This is a genomic window from Microcoleus sp. PH2017_35_SFW_U_B (assembly GCF_020737865.1).
In the GTDB taxonomy this organism is placed as follows: domain Bacteria; phylum Cyanobacteriota; class Cyanobacteriia; order Cyanobacteriales; family Microcoleaceae; genus Microcoleus.
The window spans coordinates 1-17,688 of sequence record NZ_JAEQDE010000123.1 but is presented as its reverse complement, the minus strand read 5'-3'; the positions used below and the strand labels follow the sequence as shown (position 1 = coordinate 17,688).

General features: G+C 45.4%; 11 protein-coding genes and 1 pseudogene. 3 read left to right on the top strand and 9 right to left on the bottom strand.

Annotated elements, in window-relative coordinates:
* The first annotated feature begins 306 nt into the window (after nucleotides 1-306).
* The 3 genes from JGK36_RS29235 to JGK36_RS29225 all read left to right on the top strand — a co-directional run bounded on the left by JGK36_RS29235 (nucleotide 307) and on the right by JGK36_RS29225 (nucleotide 7,918).
* Entirely contained in the window at nucleotides 307-1,245 is a 939-nt protein-coding gene (locus JGK36_RS29235; protein WP_293186321.1) for a glycosyltransferase, read from the top strand.
* A 979-nt stretch (nucleotides 1,246-2,224) separates the two neighbouring features.
* Nucleotides 2,225-5,380, top strand: a complete 3,156-nt coding sequence (locus JGK36_RS29230) for a PAS domain-containing protein (RefSeq protein ID WP_293186322.1) — start codon at nucleotides 2,225-2,227, stop codon at nucleotides 5,378-5,380.
* A 423-nt stretch (nucleotides 5,381-5,803) separates the two neighbouring features.
* Nucleotides 5,804-7,918 carry a TIGR00300 family protein gene (locus tag JGK36_RS29225; RefSeq protein WP_293186324.1) on the top strand — a complete coding sequence of 705 codons (2,115 nt, stop codon included), beginning with the start codon at nucleotides 5,804-5,806 and terminating at the stop codon, nucleotides 7,916-7,918.
* A gap of 157 nt (nucleotides 7,919-8,075) precedes the next feature.
* Here the strand turns inward: JGK36_RS29225 and JGK36_RS29220 are convergent, their stop codons facing one another.
* From JGK36_RS29220 to JGK36_RS29180, 9 genes and pseudogenes are all read right to left on the bottom strand, one after another.
* On the bottom strand, nucleotides 8,076-9,248 hold the full coding sequence (locus JGK36_RS29220; RefSeq protein ID WP_293186325.1) for a hypothetical protein: 1,173 nt from the start codon (nucleotides 9,246-9,248) through the stop codon (nucleotides 8,076-8,078).
* Nucleotides 9,238-12,747 (bottom strand): hypothetical protein, encoded by a 3,510-nt coding sequence (locus tag JGK36_RS29215; RefSeq protein ID WP_293186327.1) that lies wholly within the window; start codon nucleotides 12,745-12,747, stop codon nucleotides 9,238-9,240. The genes JGK36_RS29220 and JGK36_RS29215 overlap by 11 nt, the downstream gene beginning before the upstream one ends.
* A 271-nt stretch (nucleotides 12,748-13,018) precedes the next feature.
* A complete protein-coding gene (locus tag JGK36_RS29210; RefSeq protein ID WP_293186328.1) occupies nucleotides 13,019-13,183 on the bottom strand; it encodes a hypothetical protein in 165 nt (54 codons plus the stop codon).
* 29 nt (nucleotides 13,184-13,212) lie between these two features.
* On the bottom strand, nucleotides 13,213-14,358 hold the full coding sequence (locus JGK36_RS29205) for a citrate synthase (protein WP_293186330.1): 1,146 nt from the start codon (nucleotides 14,356-14,358) through the stop codon (nucleotides 13,213-13,215).
* A 224-nt stretch (nucleotides 14,359-14,582) separates the two neighbouring features.
* The gene (gene sixA, locus JGK36_RS29200) at nucleotides 14,583-15,077 is read right to left on the bottom strand and encodes a phosphohistidine phosphatase SixA (RefSeq protein ID WP_293186333.1); all 495 of its coding nucleotides are present in this window, start codon (nucleotides 15,075-15,077) and stop codon (nucleotides 14,583-14,585) included.
* Between the two features lie 279 nt (nucleotides 15,078-15,356).
* Nucleotides 15,357-16,256: a calcium-binding protein gene (locus tag JGK36_RS29195; protein WP_293198838.1), complete on the bottom strand. Its 900-nt coding sequence runs from the start codon at nucleotides 16,254-16,256 to the stop codon at nucleotides 15,357-15,359.
* A 60-nt stretch (nucleotides 16,257-16,316) separates the two neighbouring features.
* Nucleotides 16,317-16,382, bottom strand: a pseudogene (locus JGK36_RS29190) (hypothetical protein); the annotation flags it as partial.
* 148 nt (nucleotides 16,383-16,530) lie between these two features.
* The gene (locus tag JGK36_RS29185; protein WP_293186336.1) at nucleotides 16,531-17,355 is read right to left on the bottom strand and encodes a hypothetical protein; all 825 of its coding nucleotides are present in this window, start codon (nucleotides 17,353-17,355) and stop codon (nucleotides 16,531-16,533) included.
* Complete coding sequence (locus JGK36_RS29180; RefSeq protein WP_293186332.1) at nucleotides 17,303-17,611, bottom strand: hypothetical protein; 309 nt, start codon at nucleotides 17,609-17,611, stop codon at nucleotides 17,303-17,305. Before JGK36_RS29180 ends, JGK36_RS29185 begins: the two co-directional genes overlap by 53 nt.
* Nucleotides 17,612-17,688 lie beyond the last annotated feature (77 nt).

Here is a 17,688-nt window from a genome sequence, read left to right as displayed (position 1 = left end):
ATCTCCGAGAGTTCAACTCTTTTCCGTTGTTGGTTAGAGTTGGATTAGCTATGTACGGACTGTTTACCGTGATTTGCCAATCAACGAGTCGCACTTAGACCTGGGTTACTGACTGCTATTTACATCCTGAATTTAGATGTGATATTTAACCAACTTTGTATTATGCACCTAATTGAGATCCATTCTTGTCATAAATAGTACAGATTTATATATTCTTTTTTTGCTAAACTTTGCTATTTCCCGGCCCAGTTGCTGCGAAAAATCTGCTACCGTGGGATACGGTAACTGTGGCGATGGGGTAAAGCCGTGTTTTTTAGTGTTGTGATTCCGACGTACAATCGTAAACCGATTTTGGCAAAATGTCTACAGGCTCTGGAAAATCAGCAGTTTGATAACATTGTCACAGATTATGAAGTGATTGTAGTCGATGACGGTTCGACGGACGGGACGATCGACTGGTTGGCCGCAGATGCTGAGTTTTTGCCGCACGTGCGATCGATCTGTCAATCTCATCAAGGCCCCGCCGCCGCCAGGAATTTGGGCGTTGAAGATGCTAAAGGCGAGACAATTATTTTTATTGATAGCGATTTAGTCGTTACAAAGGATTTTTTGCAAGCACACGCAGATGCTTTGCTACAGGCTTACAAAGATACTGATGCGGTTTTTACTTACGGCAGCGTGATTAATACTTGCAATTTCGACAATCCCACTGCCGAACCTTACAAAATAACTGATTTTTCGGCTGCTTATTTTGCTACGGGAAATGTCAGCATCGCCCGTCACTGGCTGCTGGAAGCTGGACTGTTTGACACTCGCTTTCAACTTTACGGATGGGAAGATTTAGAATTGGGTGTCAGGTTGAAAAAATTAGGTTTAAAATTGATTAAATGTCCGACTGCTGTTGGCTATCACTGGCATCCACCTTTTAGTTTAGAGCAAATTCCTGGGATGATTGACCGAGAAATTCAGCGCGGAAGAATGGGAGTTTTGTTTTATCAAAAACACCCCACTTGGGAAGTGCGGCTGATGATTCAAATGACTGTTTTGCACCAAATACTGTGGGGAGTTTTATCTTTGGGCGGGATGCTGAACGAGCGCACTATGAAACCTTTTTTGCAGTGGTTGATCGACCGAGGTAAGTCGCAGTTAGCTTTAGAAATTGCTCGAATTTTTCTGAATTGGTATAATGTCAAAGCCGTGTATGCTGCTTGCGATGAATTGCACGCTCCTACAAAGATGCCATAGATCGTGCCATTTTAGATTTTAGATTTTAGATTGATATTGACTGATGAGTAAGCTGTACGGCATTTAAATTGTAGATTTCAAGGCCCTATTCCCTACTCGTCAAATCCTCTCCTCCTTTAAGATCGCAGACAATCTAGATGCTGTACAGGCGATCGCGCCAACGCCTCAACAAAACTTAAGATACGGTAGCAGGTTGTCAGGCTCGATTTGCTTGCCGTGCAGAGCCAGTAGATATACTTAAAAACAAACATTGAGCAACTAGCCCAATAGTAGCGAAACCGCGTTCTAATCACTGTTTGAATTTTATATTTAATGAAATTTGCCGGATTTATGCCTGATTTGAGGAATATCGGCTGTTTTCTCGATCGCCTGCAATAATTTGCTGAAACAAAGAATTAAAGATGCAGACATTTTTGATAGACTGAATACAAATTAAGGGGTGCGCTATGTTGGCAGGCGATCGGACAGTGCCACTGGCATAGCACAAAAGGGAAGCTGTGTGTCTGATTTATGCTGCCATAGCTAATAAAAGCATCGCATACAGCCACTCATTGACTCCTGTCCAAAAACGGATACCGTCTCACATTCTTCTGTCACGAGCATTCCAAAATTTTAGATAAAAGTTCAATCTCCCAGATTCATCTACCCTTGTAAATCTAAAATCGTTGGACGATTTCCCTGATCGAACGTCTGATCCCGAAATCTCCAATCTAAAATAGAATGACCAGCGATTGATAAACAGGATGCGGAGCTGATAGAAACTTATACTGCTCAAATTCGCGCCATAAATCAACATCTACCCAATTTTATTGTTGCCGCAAGCTCATAGTTCTACCTATAAGCACTTGCGCTTTAATGATTCTTACAATTTGATTAATACACACTATATTACGCAGCAAAATTATCATATGAAAACAAAATAGTAAACGCTATAGATAGAAAAGCTGCGTAGATATTCCTAAGACTCTGAGGGGTTATCGTGAATAAAATTGACCAAAAATACGCCAAAATAACAACAAAAAAATCTGAAATATCTGGCTTAAAACAAAACATTTTAATTGTTGACGACCACCCAGAAAGCTTGCGTCTTTTATCCAAGTTGTTGTCCGAGCGGGGATATCAAGTGCGGCCAACACTAGATGGAAAATTAGCCCTTAAGTTTGCGCGATCGACTCCACCGGATTTAATTTTGCTGGACATTATGATGCCCGGTATAGATGGCTATCAAGTCTGCAAACAGCTAAAAGCTGCTCCTGAAACCAAAGATATTCCTGTAATTTTTATCAGCTCTTTAAATGAAACTTTTGATAAAGTTAAAGCTTTTTCGCTGGGAGCTATAGACTACATTACTAAACCATTTCAAATAGAAGAATTGGTCGCTCGCGTCGAAAGTCAAATGCATCTGAGCAGGCTTTCTCGGCAAGTAGTAGCACAAAATGCGCGGCTGGAAGCAGAAATAGAAGAACGCAAGCGGGTCGAAGCACAACTGCGAGAAAGTCAGCAATGGCTGTCGGCAGTAATTAAAATGAATCCTAATGTTTTGTACGTTTACGATGTGATAGAACAGCGAATTCTGTATCTCAATCGCGAACTATATATCGATCTTGGCTACTCGCTGGAAGAAATACAGCAAATGCCAGCAGCATTTCTTCCTAACTTAATACACCCTGACGATTTGCCAGCATTCTCAGAACATATGAGGAGGATTCAGACATCAAAAGATGGTGAAAGCTTTGAGTTTGAATACCGAATAGAACACAAAAATGGTGAATTTCGCTGGTTTTTTAGCCGGGATACGGTGTTTTCAAGGACGGTGGAGGGCAAACCTTGGAAAATTCTGGGAACTGCTACTGAAATTAGCGATCGCAAACAAGCAGAATTCGATCTTAAAACAGCTTTGTCTGCTTTGGAGCGGCAAATCAAGCAAAGATTTCTGCTAGAAACAATTACTCTCGAAATTCGCTACAGCTTAAAGCAAGACCAAGTTTATCAAACAGCGGCTGCTCAAATAGGTCGAGTTTTTAATGCCGATTCTTGCTTGATTCACACCTACAAAGAACACCCACTGCCCCGCATCTATTGTATGACTCAGTACAGGAAATCTGAATCAGCAACGCTGTGCGATGTAGTAGAAATTCCCGTCCTGGGAAATCCTCACGCTCAGTTGGTGTTGTCTCAAGATAAACCTGTAGTTTCTGACGATGTTTTTGCTGAACCGCTGCTGGAAAATGTTACTGATTTGTGCCGTCAAATAGGTTTGAAGTCGATGATAGCCATCCGCACTTCCTACCAGGGAAAACCCAACGGAATGATGTGCTTGCACCAGTACGATGAGCCCCGCCACTGGACGCAAAATGAGATCAGATTATTGAAAGCTGTCGCTGCACAAATGGGAATTGCGATCGCTCAAGCCAATCTTCTGGAACAAGATAAAGAGCAGCGACTTAAATTGCAACAAAGCGAAGCTAGTCTAGCAGCAGCCCAGAAAATTGCCCATATCGGCAATTGGGAATTCGATCTCGTCACCAATAAAAATATTTGGTCGGAAGAAGTATTCCGCATTTTTGGTCTGGACTCAGCCGCACCTGAACCGACATATATCGAACTTTTACAGATGTATCATCCAGAGGACAGAGAGTTGTTTCAACAAACTGTCAGCCTTGGTATCTCACAGGGAACTTCCTACAAAAAAGAGTTGCGAATTTTGCATCCCAGCGGTCAAATTAGATACCTCGAAACAAGGGGAGAAGCTATTTTTAACAAATCCCTAGAAGTAATTAAACTGTTTGGAACAGTAATGGATATCACCGATCGCAAAGAAGCGGAAGCAGCGCTGCAAATTAGCGAAGAACGTTTTTACCTGGCATTTGAAGCCAGTGCGACGGGATTGTGGGATTGGAATCTTGCCACGGGAGAAGTCTATTTGAATTCACGGTGGAAGACGATGCTGGGATATGAAGTAGAGGAAATAGAAAATAGTTATGCAGCCTGGGAAAGACTTGTACATCCAGATGATTTGCCTCTGGCTACAGCAGCGATAAATGCTCATCTGGTAGGCAAAAAACCGACCTACGAAGCAGAATTTCGGATGCTGAAAAAAATCGGTGAATGGAAGTGGATTTTGGCTCAAGCTAAGGTGATGGAACGTGATGATTCGGGAAATCCTTTGCGGATGACGGGCACGCATATCGATATTAGCGATCGCAAACAAGCCGAAGCAAGTTTGCGAAATAGCGAACAGCGAGAACGAGAAAAAGCCCAACAGTTAGAACAAACTCTGGAATACTTAAAAAATGCTCAATCACAACTGATTCAAGCCGCAAAGATGTCAAGTATTGGGCAAATGGTGGCGGGAGTTGCCCATGAAATTAATAACCCCGTCAGCTTCATCTACGGCAATATTATTCCCGCCGCACAGTACGCTAACGATTTGGTAAAATTGATCCAGCTTTACCAGCAAAATTATCCCGAACCAGTGCCAGAAATTGCCGAAAGATTGGCAGAAATAGAAGTGGATTTTATCGCTGAGGATTTCCCCAGAGTGCTGGCTTCAATGCAAGCAGGTGCTAACAGAATTAAGCAGATCGTGTTGTCCTTGCGAAACTTTTCGAGACTCGATGAAAAAGAGCGCAAAGTAATCGATATTCATGAAGGGATAGAGAGCACTTTGGTGATTTTGCAGCATCGATTGCTGTCACAGCCAAAACGTCGGGAAATTCAAGTTGTTAAAAATTACGGCGAACTGCCCAATGTTGAGTGTTATCCGGCGCAATTAAATCAGGTATTTATGAATTTGCTGTCAAATGCGATCGATGCTGTGGAAGAGTCATCAGCAGCCTGTAATGACAAAGTTAATCAGATTCGCATTATTACGGAAGTCAGCAGCGAAAATCAAGTGTGCGTGCGGATTGCTGACAGCGGGCCCGGTATCTGTCCTGAGGTTCAGTCAAGGATGTTTGACCCATTTTTTAGTACAAAGCCGATCGGCAGTGGCACTGGTTTGGGATTGTCGATTAGTTACCAAATTGTGAAAGACCGCCATGGCGGTAATTTGTGGTGTCATTCAGAAGTTGACCGAGGTACAGAATTTGCGATCGAACTGCCGATTTCGCAAAAAAAGTTGAAAGTAAAATAGGTTTGTAGTGAGGACTAAAGTCCTTCTTTCGGGAGCATCTCAGTTTTGCATTTGTAGTGCTGTCCCCGCTCGCGTGCTTTATAAAGCACGCGAGCGGGACGCTCGCACTGAAAGAAATGAAAGAAAAAATGCTTTTTGCAAAAATGAGATGATCCCCTCAGAAAGAAGGACTAAAGTCCTCACTACGAACCTTTTATGAAGAGTAATTTACCGAAAATAATGTCAAAACCTGAAATTTTATCCGATATTTCATGCAAACCGTCTGTGGCTGAGTTTGATTTTAACCTAACTGTGATATAATTGAGAGCTACTTTTTTCGCTGCTAGACGTTGCACTCTTTCTCTTGGGAGTGAATTTTACAGTTGATTTCATACATACTATCTCAACTTAAGTCTGTAGCATCTACCACATTTTAACTGAATTATGACCGACTCAATTCGCTTCCTGATGTGCGCTCCCGACCACTACGATGTAGATTACGTGATTAACCCTTGGATGGAGGGTAACGTACACAAATCATCGCGCGATCGCGCCGTCGAACAGTGGGAGAAACTTTACCACGTGTTGAAAGACAACGCCGTTGTAGACCTGGTACCGCCCGAAAAAGGCTGGCCGGATATGGTGTTCACCGCCAACGCTGGCTTACTTTTAGGCAATACTTTTGTCCTCAGCCGCTTCTATCACAAGGAACGCCAAGGCGAAGAACCCTATTTCAAAGCATGGTTTGAAAACCAAGGTTTCACCGTGCACGAACTCCCGAAAGACTTGCCGTTTGAGGGTGCTGGTGACGCTTTGCTCGATCGCGAAGGACGCTGGTTGTGGGCAGGATACGGCTTCCGTTCCGAACTCGACTCGCATCCGTTGCTAGCAAACTGGCTGAACATTGAAGTGCTGTCGCTGCGTTTAGTAGACGAACGTTTCTATCACCTAGACACCTGTTTTTGTCCGCTCACAGGCGGATATTTGCTCTACTATCCAGCAGCATTTGACTCTTACTCAAACCGCTTAATTGAAATGCGAGTAGCGCCGGAAAAACGGATTGCGATCGAAGAAGCAGATGCCGCTAATTTTGCTTGCAATGCTGTGAATATTGACAAAGTTGTGGTAATGAATAAGGTGAGCGAAGGCTTAAACAAGCGCATCACTCAAGCGGGCTTCAAAGTCATTGAAACGCCGATGAGCGAATTTTTGAAAGCGGGTGGCGCCTGTAAGTGTTTGACGCTGCGGGTGAATGAACCTGTGCAAGAAGATCGATCGGCAAACGTGATGGTAGAAAGCCGTGCCATTCGCATGGAAGGTCACCTGCTTGATGCCGGTTTAATCAGCCGCGCTTTAGACTTAATTATCGAAAACGGTGGCAGTTTCCAAGTGCTCAATTTCAATTTAGGAGAACAGCGCCAAAGCACATCATCCGCGGATGTGAAAGTTTCGGCACCTTCCCACGATGTGATGGAAGAAATCATGGGATTGCTGATTGACTTGGGTGCAGTGCCACCGCCGCAAGAGATTTGCGACGCTATTTTAGAAGATGTCGTGCAAGATGGTGTCGGCCCAGACGACTTTTACGTTAGTACCATTTATCCTACAGAAGTGCGGGTAAACGGTCAGTGGGTGAAAGCGCGAAATCAGCGGATGGATGGTGCAGTTGCAATTACTGAAACCGCAGAAGGCCCGGTGGCTACGTGCAAATTGTTGCGCGATTTAAAAATAGGTGAAAAAGTCGTTGTTGATGTGGTTGGTATCCGTACTATCCGCAAAACAGAATCGCGGGAACAGCGCAATTCTCAAGAATTTAGCTTTATGTCCGGTAGCGTTTCTAGCGAGCGCCGGGTAGAATTGGTAGTGGAACAAGTAGCGTGGGAATTGCGCCAAATTCGCGATCGGGGCGGTAAAGTTGTGGTGACGGCGGGGCCTGTGGTGATTCACACCGGCGGCGGCGAACATTTAGCGCATTTGATCCGCGAAGGTTACGTACAAGCATTGTTAGGTGGAAATGCGATCGCAGTTCACGACATGGAACAATCTAGCATGGGAACTTCTTTGGGAGTTGACATGAAACGCGGCGTAGCTGTGCGCGGCGGACACCGCCACCACTTGAAAATGATTAACACTGTGCGCCGTTATGGCAGTATTGCTAAAACCGTTGAAGCAGGCGTGATTACTAGCGGTGTAATGTACGAGTGTGTGAAGCATAATATACCGTTTTCGCTGGCTGGTTCGATCCGCGATGACGGGCCGCTTCCCGACACGCAAATGGATTTGGTGAAGGCTCAAGAAGAGTATACTGAGCTGTTACGGGGCGCGGATATGGTGTTAATGCTGTCGTCTATGCTGCATTCGATCGGTGTGGGAAATATGACTCCTGCGGGTGTAAAGATGGTCTGTGTGGACATTAATCCGGCTGTGGTGACGAAATTGAGCGATCGGGGGTCGATCGAATCTACTGGAGTTGTCACCGATGTGGGATTGTTCCTGAGTTTGTTGGTGAATCAATTGGATAAATTGACTAGCCGCCATCATGTAACTCAATCGGTGTAACTGAATCGATTTAGAATCGGCGATTTAAACCGTGTAGACTCGGCGGTTGAAACCGCGTCTACACAAACAATGTCCGAGCTCAGAGGGACTGAATAATAGAGGCTGGTAGGGTGCGCCACAAGCACCTTCCTTAGCCGATAATGCTGATTATTTTCGCTCAAAAAGCGCCCCAATAAATTGAACTATCGCCCTTTTTATCGCCGCTGGAACTTGGAGGGGATTTAATTTCCGAAATAGCTGCGGTGACGGGAGACAAATCGCTTGGTAAAGACCGAATTCGCAACTCGTTGAGCAAACCATTAATATGATGAGGCTCAGCATCAAGAATACTTGCTAACGGGAGCAGATTTTGCACTGCATATTCGCCGAGTTGAGCGTTAATACTTTCTGCTAAATAGCATAGCATAATGTATCTGCTACCGCTGCTGATAATATGAAATATTTTCTTGAACTCGTCAAAGTATTGAGTTCCCGGTATAGCTGAAGCGATTTTTGTTTCACCCTTCCAGAATAAATCTACATCTATTTGACTGGCTGGCAAAACTTGAGCTTTAGCAATCCAGACGATATCGAGGATTGGTTCAGAGTCATACTCGTGAAAAATCAGCCGCTTTAAACCAGAGATTAATTCCGGAGAATTGAGAGTTTTTTGCCATTCCCGACACCAATCATTACTTTGAGCATTTAAGGCATTTTTGACTGCCGCCGGACGTTCAATCACATCTTTTAATAAAGAAAAACTTCCGGCTAATTTGGCAAATTTTGGGGAGATTTGCTGGTGCAGTATCTGATTGGAGTCAATATAATCTTTGCGCCAAGGTGCGTCCGGGATGAGAACTTGACAGGCGGGAGCAAGTGTGTTGTTTGCAGTAAGAATCGGTGGATTTTTAACTGGACGGCCTTCTAATGACTGTTGAGATTCTAGGCGACTGATTACCTCGATTGCATAGTTTTTGTCTGCTGCGTTTAACGGCGTATTGCTGTATTCGGCAGCTAATTCTTCGAGAAAATCTAGGTAATCTTGCACAACGGGCGATCGCCCTTGCCCCAAAAGCTGATAGACTTCGGAAAATGGATGAGAAACAGCTATAGTTGTGCGACGGTTCCCGAAAAAAGGCACGTCATCCAAAAAAGCGTGTTTCGGCCGCCAAAACTTGCCCCTAGAATCATCCCACAGACATTGACGCCCAGCAAAACGCTGTTGAATATGCTGGCGTTGTTCGCTGGAAATACTGCCTTTGATGAAAGTCTCATCGAGATATTTGTAAATTGCCTTGACTGATTGTATTTGTGCGTTTAAATCGTCGGATATTGTGATTTCAACTGTCATTTTCCCAAGTTTTTATTAATGTATCAAAGTGGTCAATAACTGTACTTGTATCTACAGGCATAAAACCAAGTGCTGTTTTGATTTCGGGTTTCAGCAAATCCCGCTGAGGGCGTGCAAATACGAATTTTTGGCTTGCAACTAACCAAACATCTTGAATGAAACAGACATCTTTAGCGCGATACAACCTCGGTTCAGGTATCGCAGCGGCGGGATATTGGCTTAACTTTTGAGGATTTTGCTCAACAGGAAGCCAAGGTTTATCTGCGAGTGTTTCAGCCAGTGTTTTGTTGGTGTTTCCAATTGAGGTATATTTTAGTGCATCCCAATTATCAATGATATAGTTAAAAACCGCAATCGAAGCATCGGTTACTGCGCCTGCACCTGAACGATTCGCAGTTTGAATTAGATTGTCAACACAAACTACAATGTCATCTGCACTCAAGGTTTTTCGCATTCCCAAATTCTCAAAGAATTCGAGCCACAGTGGATAATCCTGCGAGTAAAATTCCATATCTGGAATAGCTGCTAAATTTCCGAGAATGTTGCGGATTACTTGACTTTCGGGATTGTAAATTAGTTCGACAGAGCGCAATCTGCGATCGCTACAGCGTACCAAACGCGCCTTTTTCAGCTCTTCTTTGAATGAAAAAGCATCCTCTCCTGCCTTTTCTAGTTCTTTATAAGCTTCAGTGAGATGCTCTCGAATCCACGCCAGCGCGATTAATTGTTCTTCCGGCGCTAATGAGGCATACTCAGGTAACAAACACTCGCGAATCAGTCTAGCACGATTGAGTACCGGAACTTGCAAAAATTGGAACAGTCGCAGCCATTCTTGGTTTTTTTCTGTCCGTAAAAGCCTCAACGTACCTGCAATTTCCGGCGGTTCGTATCCGCCGCCCGGAAGGTAGACATTTTCATCGTTGAGGGAAACGATTTCGTGGGAAGTTGTGGGGTAAATTGGAAGTTGACGCAGCTTGTGGAGGCTATCTTGGTCGTAATTTGTTGGTTCTGAAGCTGCTAGGAAGTTGAGGAGAGATGTATAATGCTGTTGGTGGTAGGGCGGCAAACCTCGATCGCACCGCGAAGATACCGTGTCTAGGACATCTGGGCCTGTCAGAAAATAGACTAACAGATTTTTGTGTCTTTGGGCAAATTGGGCGATCGCACTTTCAAGTTTTGCCGGTGCTCGGACAAGCGTCACCCCAAAATACTGTACAGCCTCGATGATTTCCGCTGCAATATTATCACCGCACAACAAAGGAGTTCCCGCAGTTCCTCCTTTGTGGAGCTTACCATCATTTCCCGGAACCAGCGGAACCTTCTTTAATTCCTCGACTGTTTCTGACGACAGATATCTAGGCGAGATATTAGAAAAATAATTGTATACGAGAGTCAACCAGTCTGTATTTGGTGGATGTAGTGCATCAGCTTGCCAATCGCATTCTGACTGCGTTGAACTAATGACATGAATCAATTTTTTAGCTACTTCTGTAGCATTCATTTCTGACACACCAATCATGTTATGTCGAGGCACTACATTAGTTAAATCTCGGTGCAAAAACCATTCTAGATGATTGGCAAATATCTGCCTTGATGTATCCTCGGAAAAGTAAATAGTGCCTATCGGGTTGTAACCAAATACTTGTAAAGTATTATTCGCGAGAATAGCTAGCGGCAAACCGCGCAAATCTCGATGATTGTCGCTGATGCAATAGCGCAGCATATTCGCAATCCACTGTCTATTTTGCAGGCTGGGTTTCGGTGCATCTTGCAACGGCACACCTAGCTGTTTGTTTTCAGTTAAGTGCTGGCGCAGATTAGCCGGAGTGAATGTTTGTAATGGCAAACCTGCATCTTTAAAAGCTGCTAAAATTGAATCTGGTAATGGCGGTTCGGGAATGTCGATATTGTCGGCGCGCATTGCTGCTAATAATTCGTCCCACCACTTTTTCGAGGGTAAATTTTTAACTGTCGGAGGTGTCACCCATTTTGTTTGTGACATCGCTACCCCGCTGAATTGACGTTCAGTTACAGTGTGTTCTACAGCCGATCGCACAACTAATCTCTGATACAATAACTGTATGACACAGCGGTGCAGTTCTTCGAGAGCTTTGCTGACAGTAATTTTGCCAACAGGCCAAAACTTGTAAAATCCCTCTGGCTGATACCTGCCGATATCTTGCACTAAATCAACAATTAAATTAGCATAAGCGTGGGACAAAACGTGCTGTGCGAGTAGATGGTTCCAAATAGATCTCGGTCTATCTTTTCCAGTTTGTCCGCTGTCGCTGCTGAGGTTGTCGCGCGAACTATTTAAGTTGAAAAAACCATTAATGTGAATAGGTAGCCCGGTTTCGAGGGGAAGCGGCAAAAAACAGTAAACTTTTCCGTTGACAGGTTGAGGATTTCCCTCGGTACTCACAGCATTAATTCTTGCAGCAGCGCCCGCCCAAGGCAATACTTTTTCTTGGCTTTCGTACATTGCTTGTATGACTTTTGCCAACTCCCCGCCTTCGTCTGTCCGAATTAAACTGACTGTTCTCCAAGTTGATTTGGTATTTCGATTCCGGCTAATTGTTTCTATGTCGTGGCGGTATGAAACTGATACTAAACCTGCTGGATTATGGTGGCACAATTCCAGCAATTTGTCTGGTGTATCGGGAATTGCATCGAGGAGGAGTTGGCGTGCTTCTCGTACTTCTTGCTGGTTTTGGGTAACAATCGCGAGAATTTCTTGCCTAGTTTCTTGACTGTTGGCGGGAATTTCGTAAACTCTAATTTCCTGAACAGATTTCAAAAATAGCAGTAACTCTTCACCTGAATTAATCAGTTCGTCTAGCAGTTCTTTGATGTTGGATTCGGTGAAAGCTTGTTTGCGAATTTCGCTATTTTTCGCGTGTTCTGCGGTTCTTAAAGGCAAGCGAAACAAAGTGCCTTGAAAATTTGTCTCTCCTAATGGCAATCCTCCCGCTGCGTAGACTTGCATAAAATCGGGATATTTTTCGTACCATTTAGTGTTTGCTAAATTCCACTCGCGCCCGGGTTCTTGTCTGGAAGTGCCGGGGATAGCTGCGCCGTGGGGGTCAAAAAAAATAATGCGATCGCGCGAAACGAAGCTGGGATAATCTGTAACGTGATATATGGCATTAAACCCGACGCCAAATCTACCCGTTTTCTGCAAGTCTCGCGCTTTTTCACTTTGTCCGAGACTGCGGATGCTGTCAAAGTCTTTATCTGTAAAAACGCGATCGTTGTAAACGAGCATCGCCGGCCCCATGAGCTGTATCATGCGATCGTCAGGCAATTGTTTGACCTGATGGTGACGCCAATCCAGAGTAATTTCTACCCGTGTTGCTTTAGCATCGTCAGCATTTTGGATCAACTCTTTGATAATGCCAACGCCTTCGGGATAATCTCGGATAATCCCTCTTAACCGGGCGATTAAGGGTTCGGATTGGTAGAAAGATTTGCCCTCAGTTTCGCTGTTGCTATAAGCCATAGATGTTATGTTCGCTTTCTACCAAATACTATACAAGCAAAGCGTAAATACAAGCAGGATTCCCACTGAGTACCCTACCGAAAGCTATTCGTAATATTCCCATAAAAAACCTCAGACCCGCAAGCCTGAGGACCGGAGTTCCTGAAAATCGTCATTTCTTACTATTATCGTCAACGAACAGCATAAAATACAAGAGGGGTGAAACCCAGCACGGCAGTTGTTGGCAGACTGAGATTTCTTCCTGACTCGCAACGCGAAAGCGGTTTTTGATTCAATACTTCATATCATGTCCGATCGATTGACCGCAATAAGTAAGGTTCGTAGTGCGGACTTCAGTCCGCAGCATTATGCGGACTGAAGTCCGCACTACGAACGGTTTTTGCGATCGAGCCACCGGACATAAGATCGCGCATACATTCACCAGGACGATCGCCATTTATCGACATCGCACTTGATAATTATGCTTTAAGATGGCAGTCTTTCCTCGATCGCAATATAAGGCTCACCGTGAGTACCCGTATAGATTTGAGTCGGGCGGTAAATGCGGTTTGTCTCTAGCTGTTCCTTCCAGTGGGCCAGCCAACCGGCAACTCGGGCGATCGCAAAAACTGGTGTAAACAAGTCCGTCGGAATTCCCATTTTCCGGTAAACCAGACCAGAATAGAAATCTACATTAGCATAAATTCCTTTGTGAGCCAATTTCTCTTCAACGACTTCTTCCAACTTGACAGCAATGTCGTAATAATCATCGCGACCAAAGTTGTCAAATAACTGTTCCGCTAACCCTTGAAGAATAGTTGCTCTCGGATCTTTCACCTTATAAACTCGGTGTCCGAAGCCCATGATTTTGTCCTTATTTTCAACGCACTTCTCGACAAAAGGCCGCACGTTTGCTACAGAACCAATTTGCTCCAACATCTCAATCACTTCTTCATTCGCTCCCCCGTGCAGCGGCCCCGCCAAAGTGCCAACTGCTGAAGCAATCACCCCGTAAGGATCTGTTAGCGTCGAAGCTGTTACCATTGCCGAAAATGTAGAGGCATTGATAGTATGTTCGGCGTGCAGAGTCAGACAAACGTCAAAAATATTAGCTAACAGCGGATCTGGTTCTCGCTCGTTTAGCATATAAAGAAAGTTAGCCGAGTAGTTCAAGTCATCCCTCGGCCGCACGGGGTCATTACCTCGCCGCATTTGCTGGAACGCTGCTACCATTGTGGGAATCTTAGCTAGCAGCCGCACTACAGCTTCTCGAATATATGCTGGGTTAGCCAGAGCTCGGCGCGAGTAAAATAAACCTAAAGCCGCTGCTGAAGCTTGCAGGGCATCCATGGGATGTCCTCTTTCGGGAAAGCATTTCATCATGTCGCGGATGCGATATTTGATCCGGCGGTGATAGCGAATTTCATGCTCGAAAGCTTCTAGTTCTTCCTTTGTTGGAAGTACACCCCAGATTAATAAATATGACGTTTCGACAAAGGAACTTTTGAGTGCTAGTTCCTCGATGCTAATCCCGCGATATTCCAGCACCCCTTTTTGTCCATCTACGTAACTAATACTGGACAAGGTGGCGGGAACACCTTCTAAACCTGGTTTGAATTCGCCGACGACCATTGCGATACCGTGTTGTGTGAGTTGAATCTAATCAAATTACATTAGCAGAAAGCAAGATCGTGTCACCGTCTTGACCAATAATAATTCGATCGCGACTCAGGCACTCCGGCGCTCAGAAACGGGATTTTTCAACGAAGTTATCAATCGCGCCGCTAGATATTTTCGCCCCTCCCACCCGCTTTCTGCGCCCGAAAATCTGGGTTTAAGAGGGCGATTCGCCGTTTCTAGCAGAGCAAAAACTTGGGCCCAGTCAGCCAGAACATTTGGCTGCGGCCGACTGGGGAACCTGTTTCGGGGAGAATTAAACCGATGATACCTGCTTTTTTGAGAATGAGGGTGTCGTGCGATCGCCCCCAAAGCAAAGTTTCAGCCCAATTGCCCAAATCTGGTTGGTGCCCCACCAGGGCCAAGCTGCGGTTCCCTGTTTCCTGCCACTGCTTGTACCACCTCAGCCAGTCCCCGATGTCTCCTGAAGGTGCGAGGGGGAGGGATTCTTCTATTTTGGAACTCAGACCCGCTGACAGCAGGATTTGGGCGGTTTGTGTGGCGCGTAGTAGGGGACTGGAAAGAATCAGATCGAACTGAATTTCGAGCTCGTACAGCCGCTGAGCGATTTTTCGGGTTTTACGATCGCCCTCTTTCGTTAGGGGCCGTTCCTCGTCTGTATCATATTCTTCGGGTTCCGCTGCGATGCCGTGACGGACTAGGTAGAGATGCACTGTGGCTGTCCTTTTTGATAGTTGTGCGATGGCTACGCCCCGGCTTACGCCTACGTACTTCCTTTGAGATTGGGTGCGATCGCATTTTCGCCCCATTGTACAACTGCCTTACAATCCTGTGCTGTGGTCAGGTTGACTTCAAAAGTACGTTAAAGGTACGTAGTTGCGCTTTAGCGCTCTATTCTAGACTAATAGAGCGCTAAAGCGCAACAACGTACCTTAGATATCGGTTGAAAAACTCGGCTTATTCAGCCTGCGTGCCTAAATCCCGAGTGCAATCTAAACCAGAAGGAAATCTGATTGAGAAATCAAGTTATTTGCTCCAATTACCGTCGCCAAGACTTCCCCAGTGCTGGCAAATTTCAGGAAGGTAGTGTTAGCACTTTGGCTGATTTGTAACTGCGACAAATTCAAACCACCTGTGATGACAAATTTATCCGAACCAACCTCAAAATTAACAATCGTATCCGCGCCACTGCCAGGGTTTAACACAAAGCGATCGCTGCCAATACCTCCAATCAGAGTATCGTCACCCATATCGCCAATCAACCAATCATCACCCATACCACCGGTGAGTAAATCGTTATCTTTACCACCGATTAAAGTATCGTTACCTTCACCGCCAGCGAGCGTATCTTGTCCTTCATTACCGTTGATCCAATCATCGCCAGCACCGCCATCAATACAATCTTGCTGACCGATCGCACCGACAGCAACAGAGATACCTTTGTTATCTCCAAGAATCGTATCGTTGCCATCATTGCCACAGAGCATATCATTACCATTATCACCGAACATCAAGTCATTGCCTGCATCACCGTGAATAATGTCATCATCCTTGCCACCGCGTAGGGTATCGTCGTCTTTGCCGCCACTAATAGTGTCATTCGCTTCATCTCCGTTGAGGAAGTCGTTGCCACCACCACCAAATAGCAAGTCGCGTCCTTGTGTATCTCGCACCAACGAATCTGTCGTACCGCCGTACAGGATATCGTTACCGCTATCGCCGATCAAAGTATCGGAACCAATTTCGCCCCAGATCAGGTCGTTGTCTTTGCCACCGTAAGCTTTGTCGTTACCTTTACCGCCATATACGGTATCGTTGCCATTGCCACCAGCGATTAAATCCGCACCTCGATCGCCAAATATTAAGTCTCCTTCGTTAGAAGTATCAGCCATCGGGTTGCCGTAATCGCCGACGATGGTGTCTCCATCTTCGCCACCGTAGAGGGTGTCGGAACCGAGCTCGCCATATACCAAATCGCTGCCTTTTCCTCCGAAAGCTTTGTCGTTTCCCTCCCCTCCAACTAGGGTGTCGGTTCAGTATTAAAGGTTGACACAAGCGACTAGACCTTGGCAGGGCTCTCGCATGAGGACAAAAAAATGGTTGGCGATCGCGATCTACTGTCACCCTCATCCTTCGCCCTACATAATACATATTTCGTTCTTTTTGTCAAAATATTCTACTGTACCGGCGCCCTAGAGGTGCTGGTAATGCGATCGCACCGAGTGTCGCGGTTGCAGGGCTGGTAGCACCTTTGTCATCGGTAGCGCTGTAAGTAAAATTAGCGCCGTTGAATGTGCCTGTCGATTTGAAGAATAACTGACTAATTTGAGCCGGAGTCAGGGTTTGACCTGCTATGACTGCCACTCCACCTGTTGCCGGATCTCCTAGAAATAAGACGCCTTGGGCTGCTGGCGGTAGCGTGTTGACGGTGTAAGATGCGATCGTCCCGTCAGCATCTGTAGCACCCAATCCGGTTACAGGGACGGTGCTACCAGGATTGACTGTAGTGCTGGGGCTAGCTGTAACCGGAGGTTGGTTCGCAGCAACAGCAGTTAAGTCAGTCGCACTGTTGTTGTTGCTAACGATCTTATCGACGATACCTTCTGGCGGAGTTGCCGTAGCTGTGTTGCTAATCGTAGTGTCGATCGCGCTATTAGCAACAGTACCAGTAACAATATAGGTAGCAGTCGATCCAGCATCTAGATCCAGTTTCGTATTGATGTTGTTGCCCGAACCCGATCGATCCGCAGCAGTCGGGAAAGCACCTACACCTGAAAGCGAAGCAGTCCAAGTGACTCCCGTCAAGCTAGCAGGAAGGTTATCGGTAAAGGATATACCTTTTATGTAGCAGGAACTGTTGTTTGTAACAGTAACTGTGTAAGTCAGAAGAGTGCCTGGTGTTGCAGTAGTCTGCCCGTCAGTTTTTGTGACTGCTAAGTCAGCATCGGGAGTTGGTGTCGGTAGGGTTCCAGGTGCCGATCCGACCGTTATTGGTAGGTTCCAGGTAATAAAGCAGGTTGACTGATGATAGCGGATCTCTGGCCACTGCTTGGGGAGCGAAAGGCAGTGTATTGGGTACCGAAGGGGTTATGCTGCCTCCGGTGTTGACACTGGTAATTAAGACTTGGCCGTTGGCGATCGCATAAATAACGTTTGGCTGGCAGTCAACGGCTAAGGTAGACTGATAATCCGCGATCGCATCTGCTTGAAAAGCTAAGGGAGATTCGATCGGTATGCCTCTAATCATTAATTTATTGGACAAGACTGGACAATGCGTACATGGCGATCCATAATACTAATATGGCAAAGTACGTGAAACCAAAT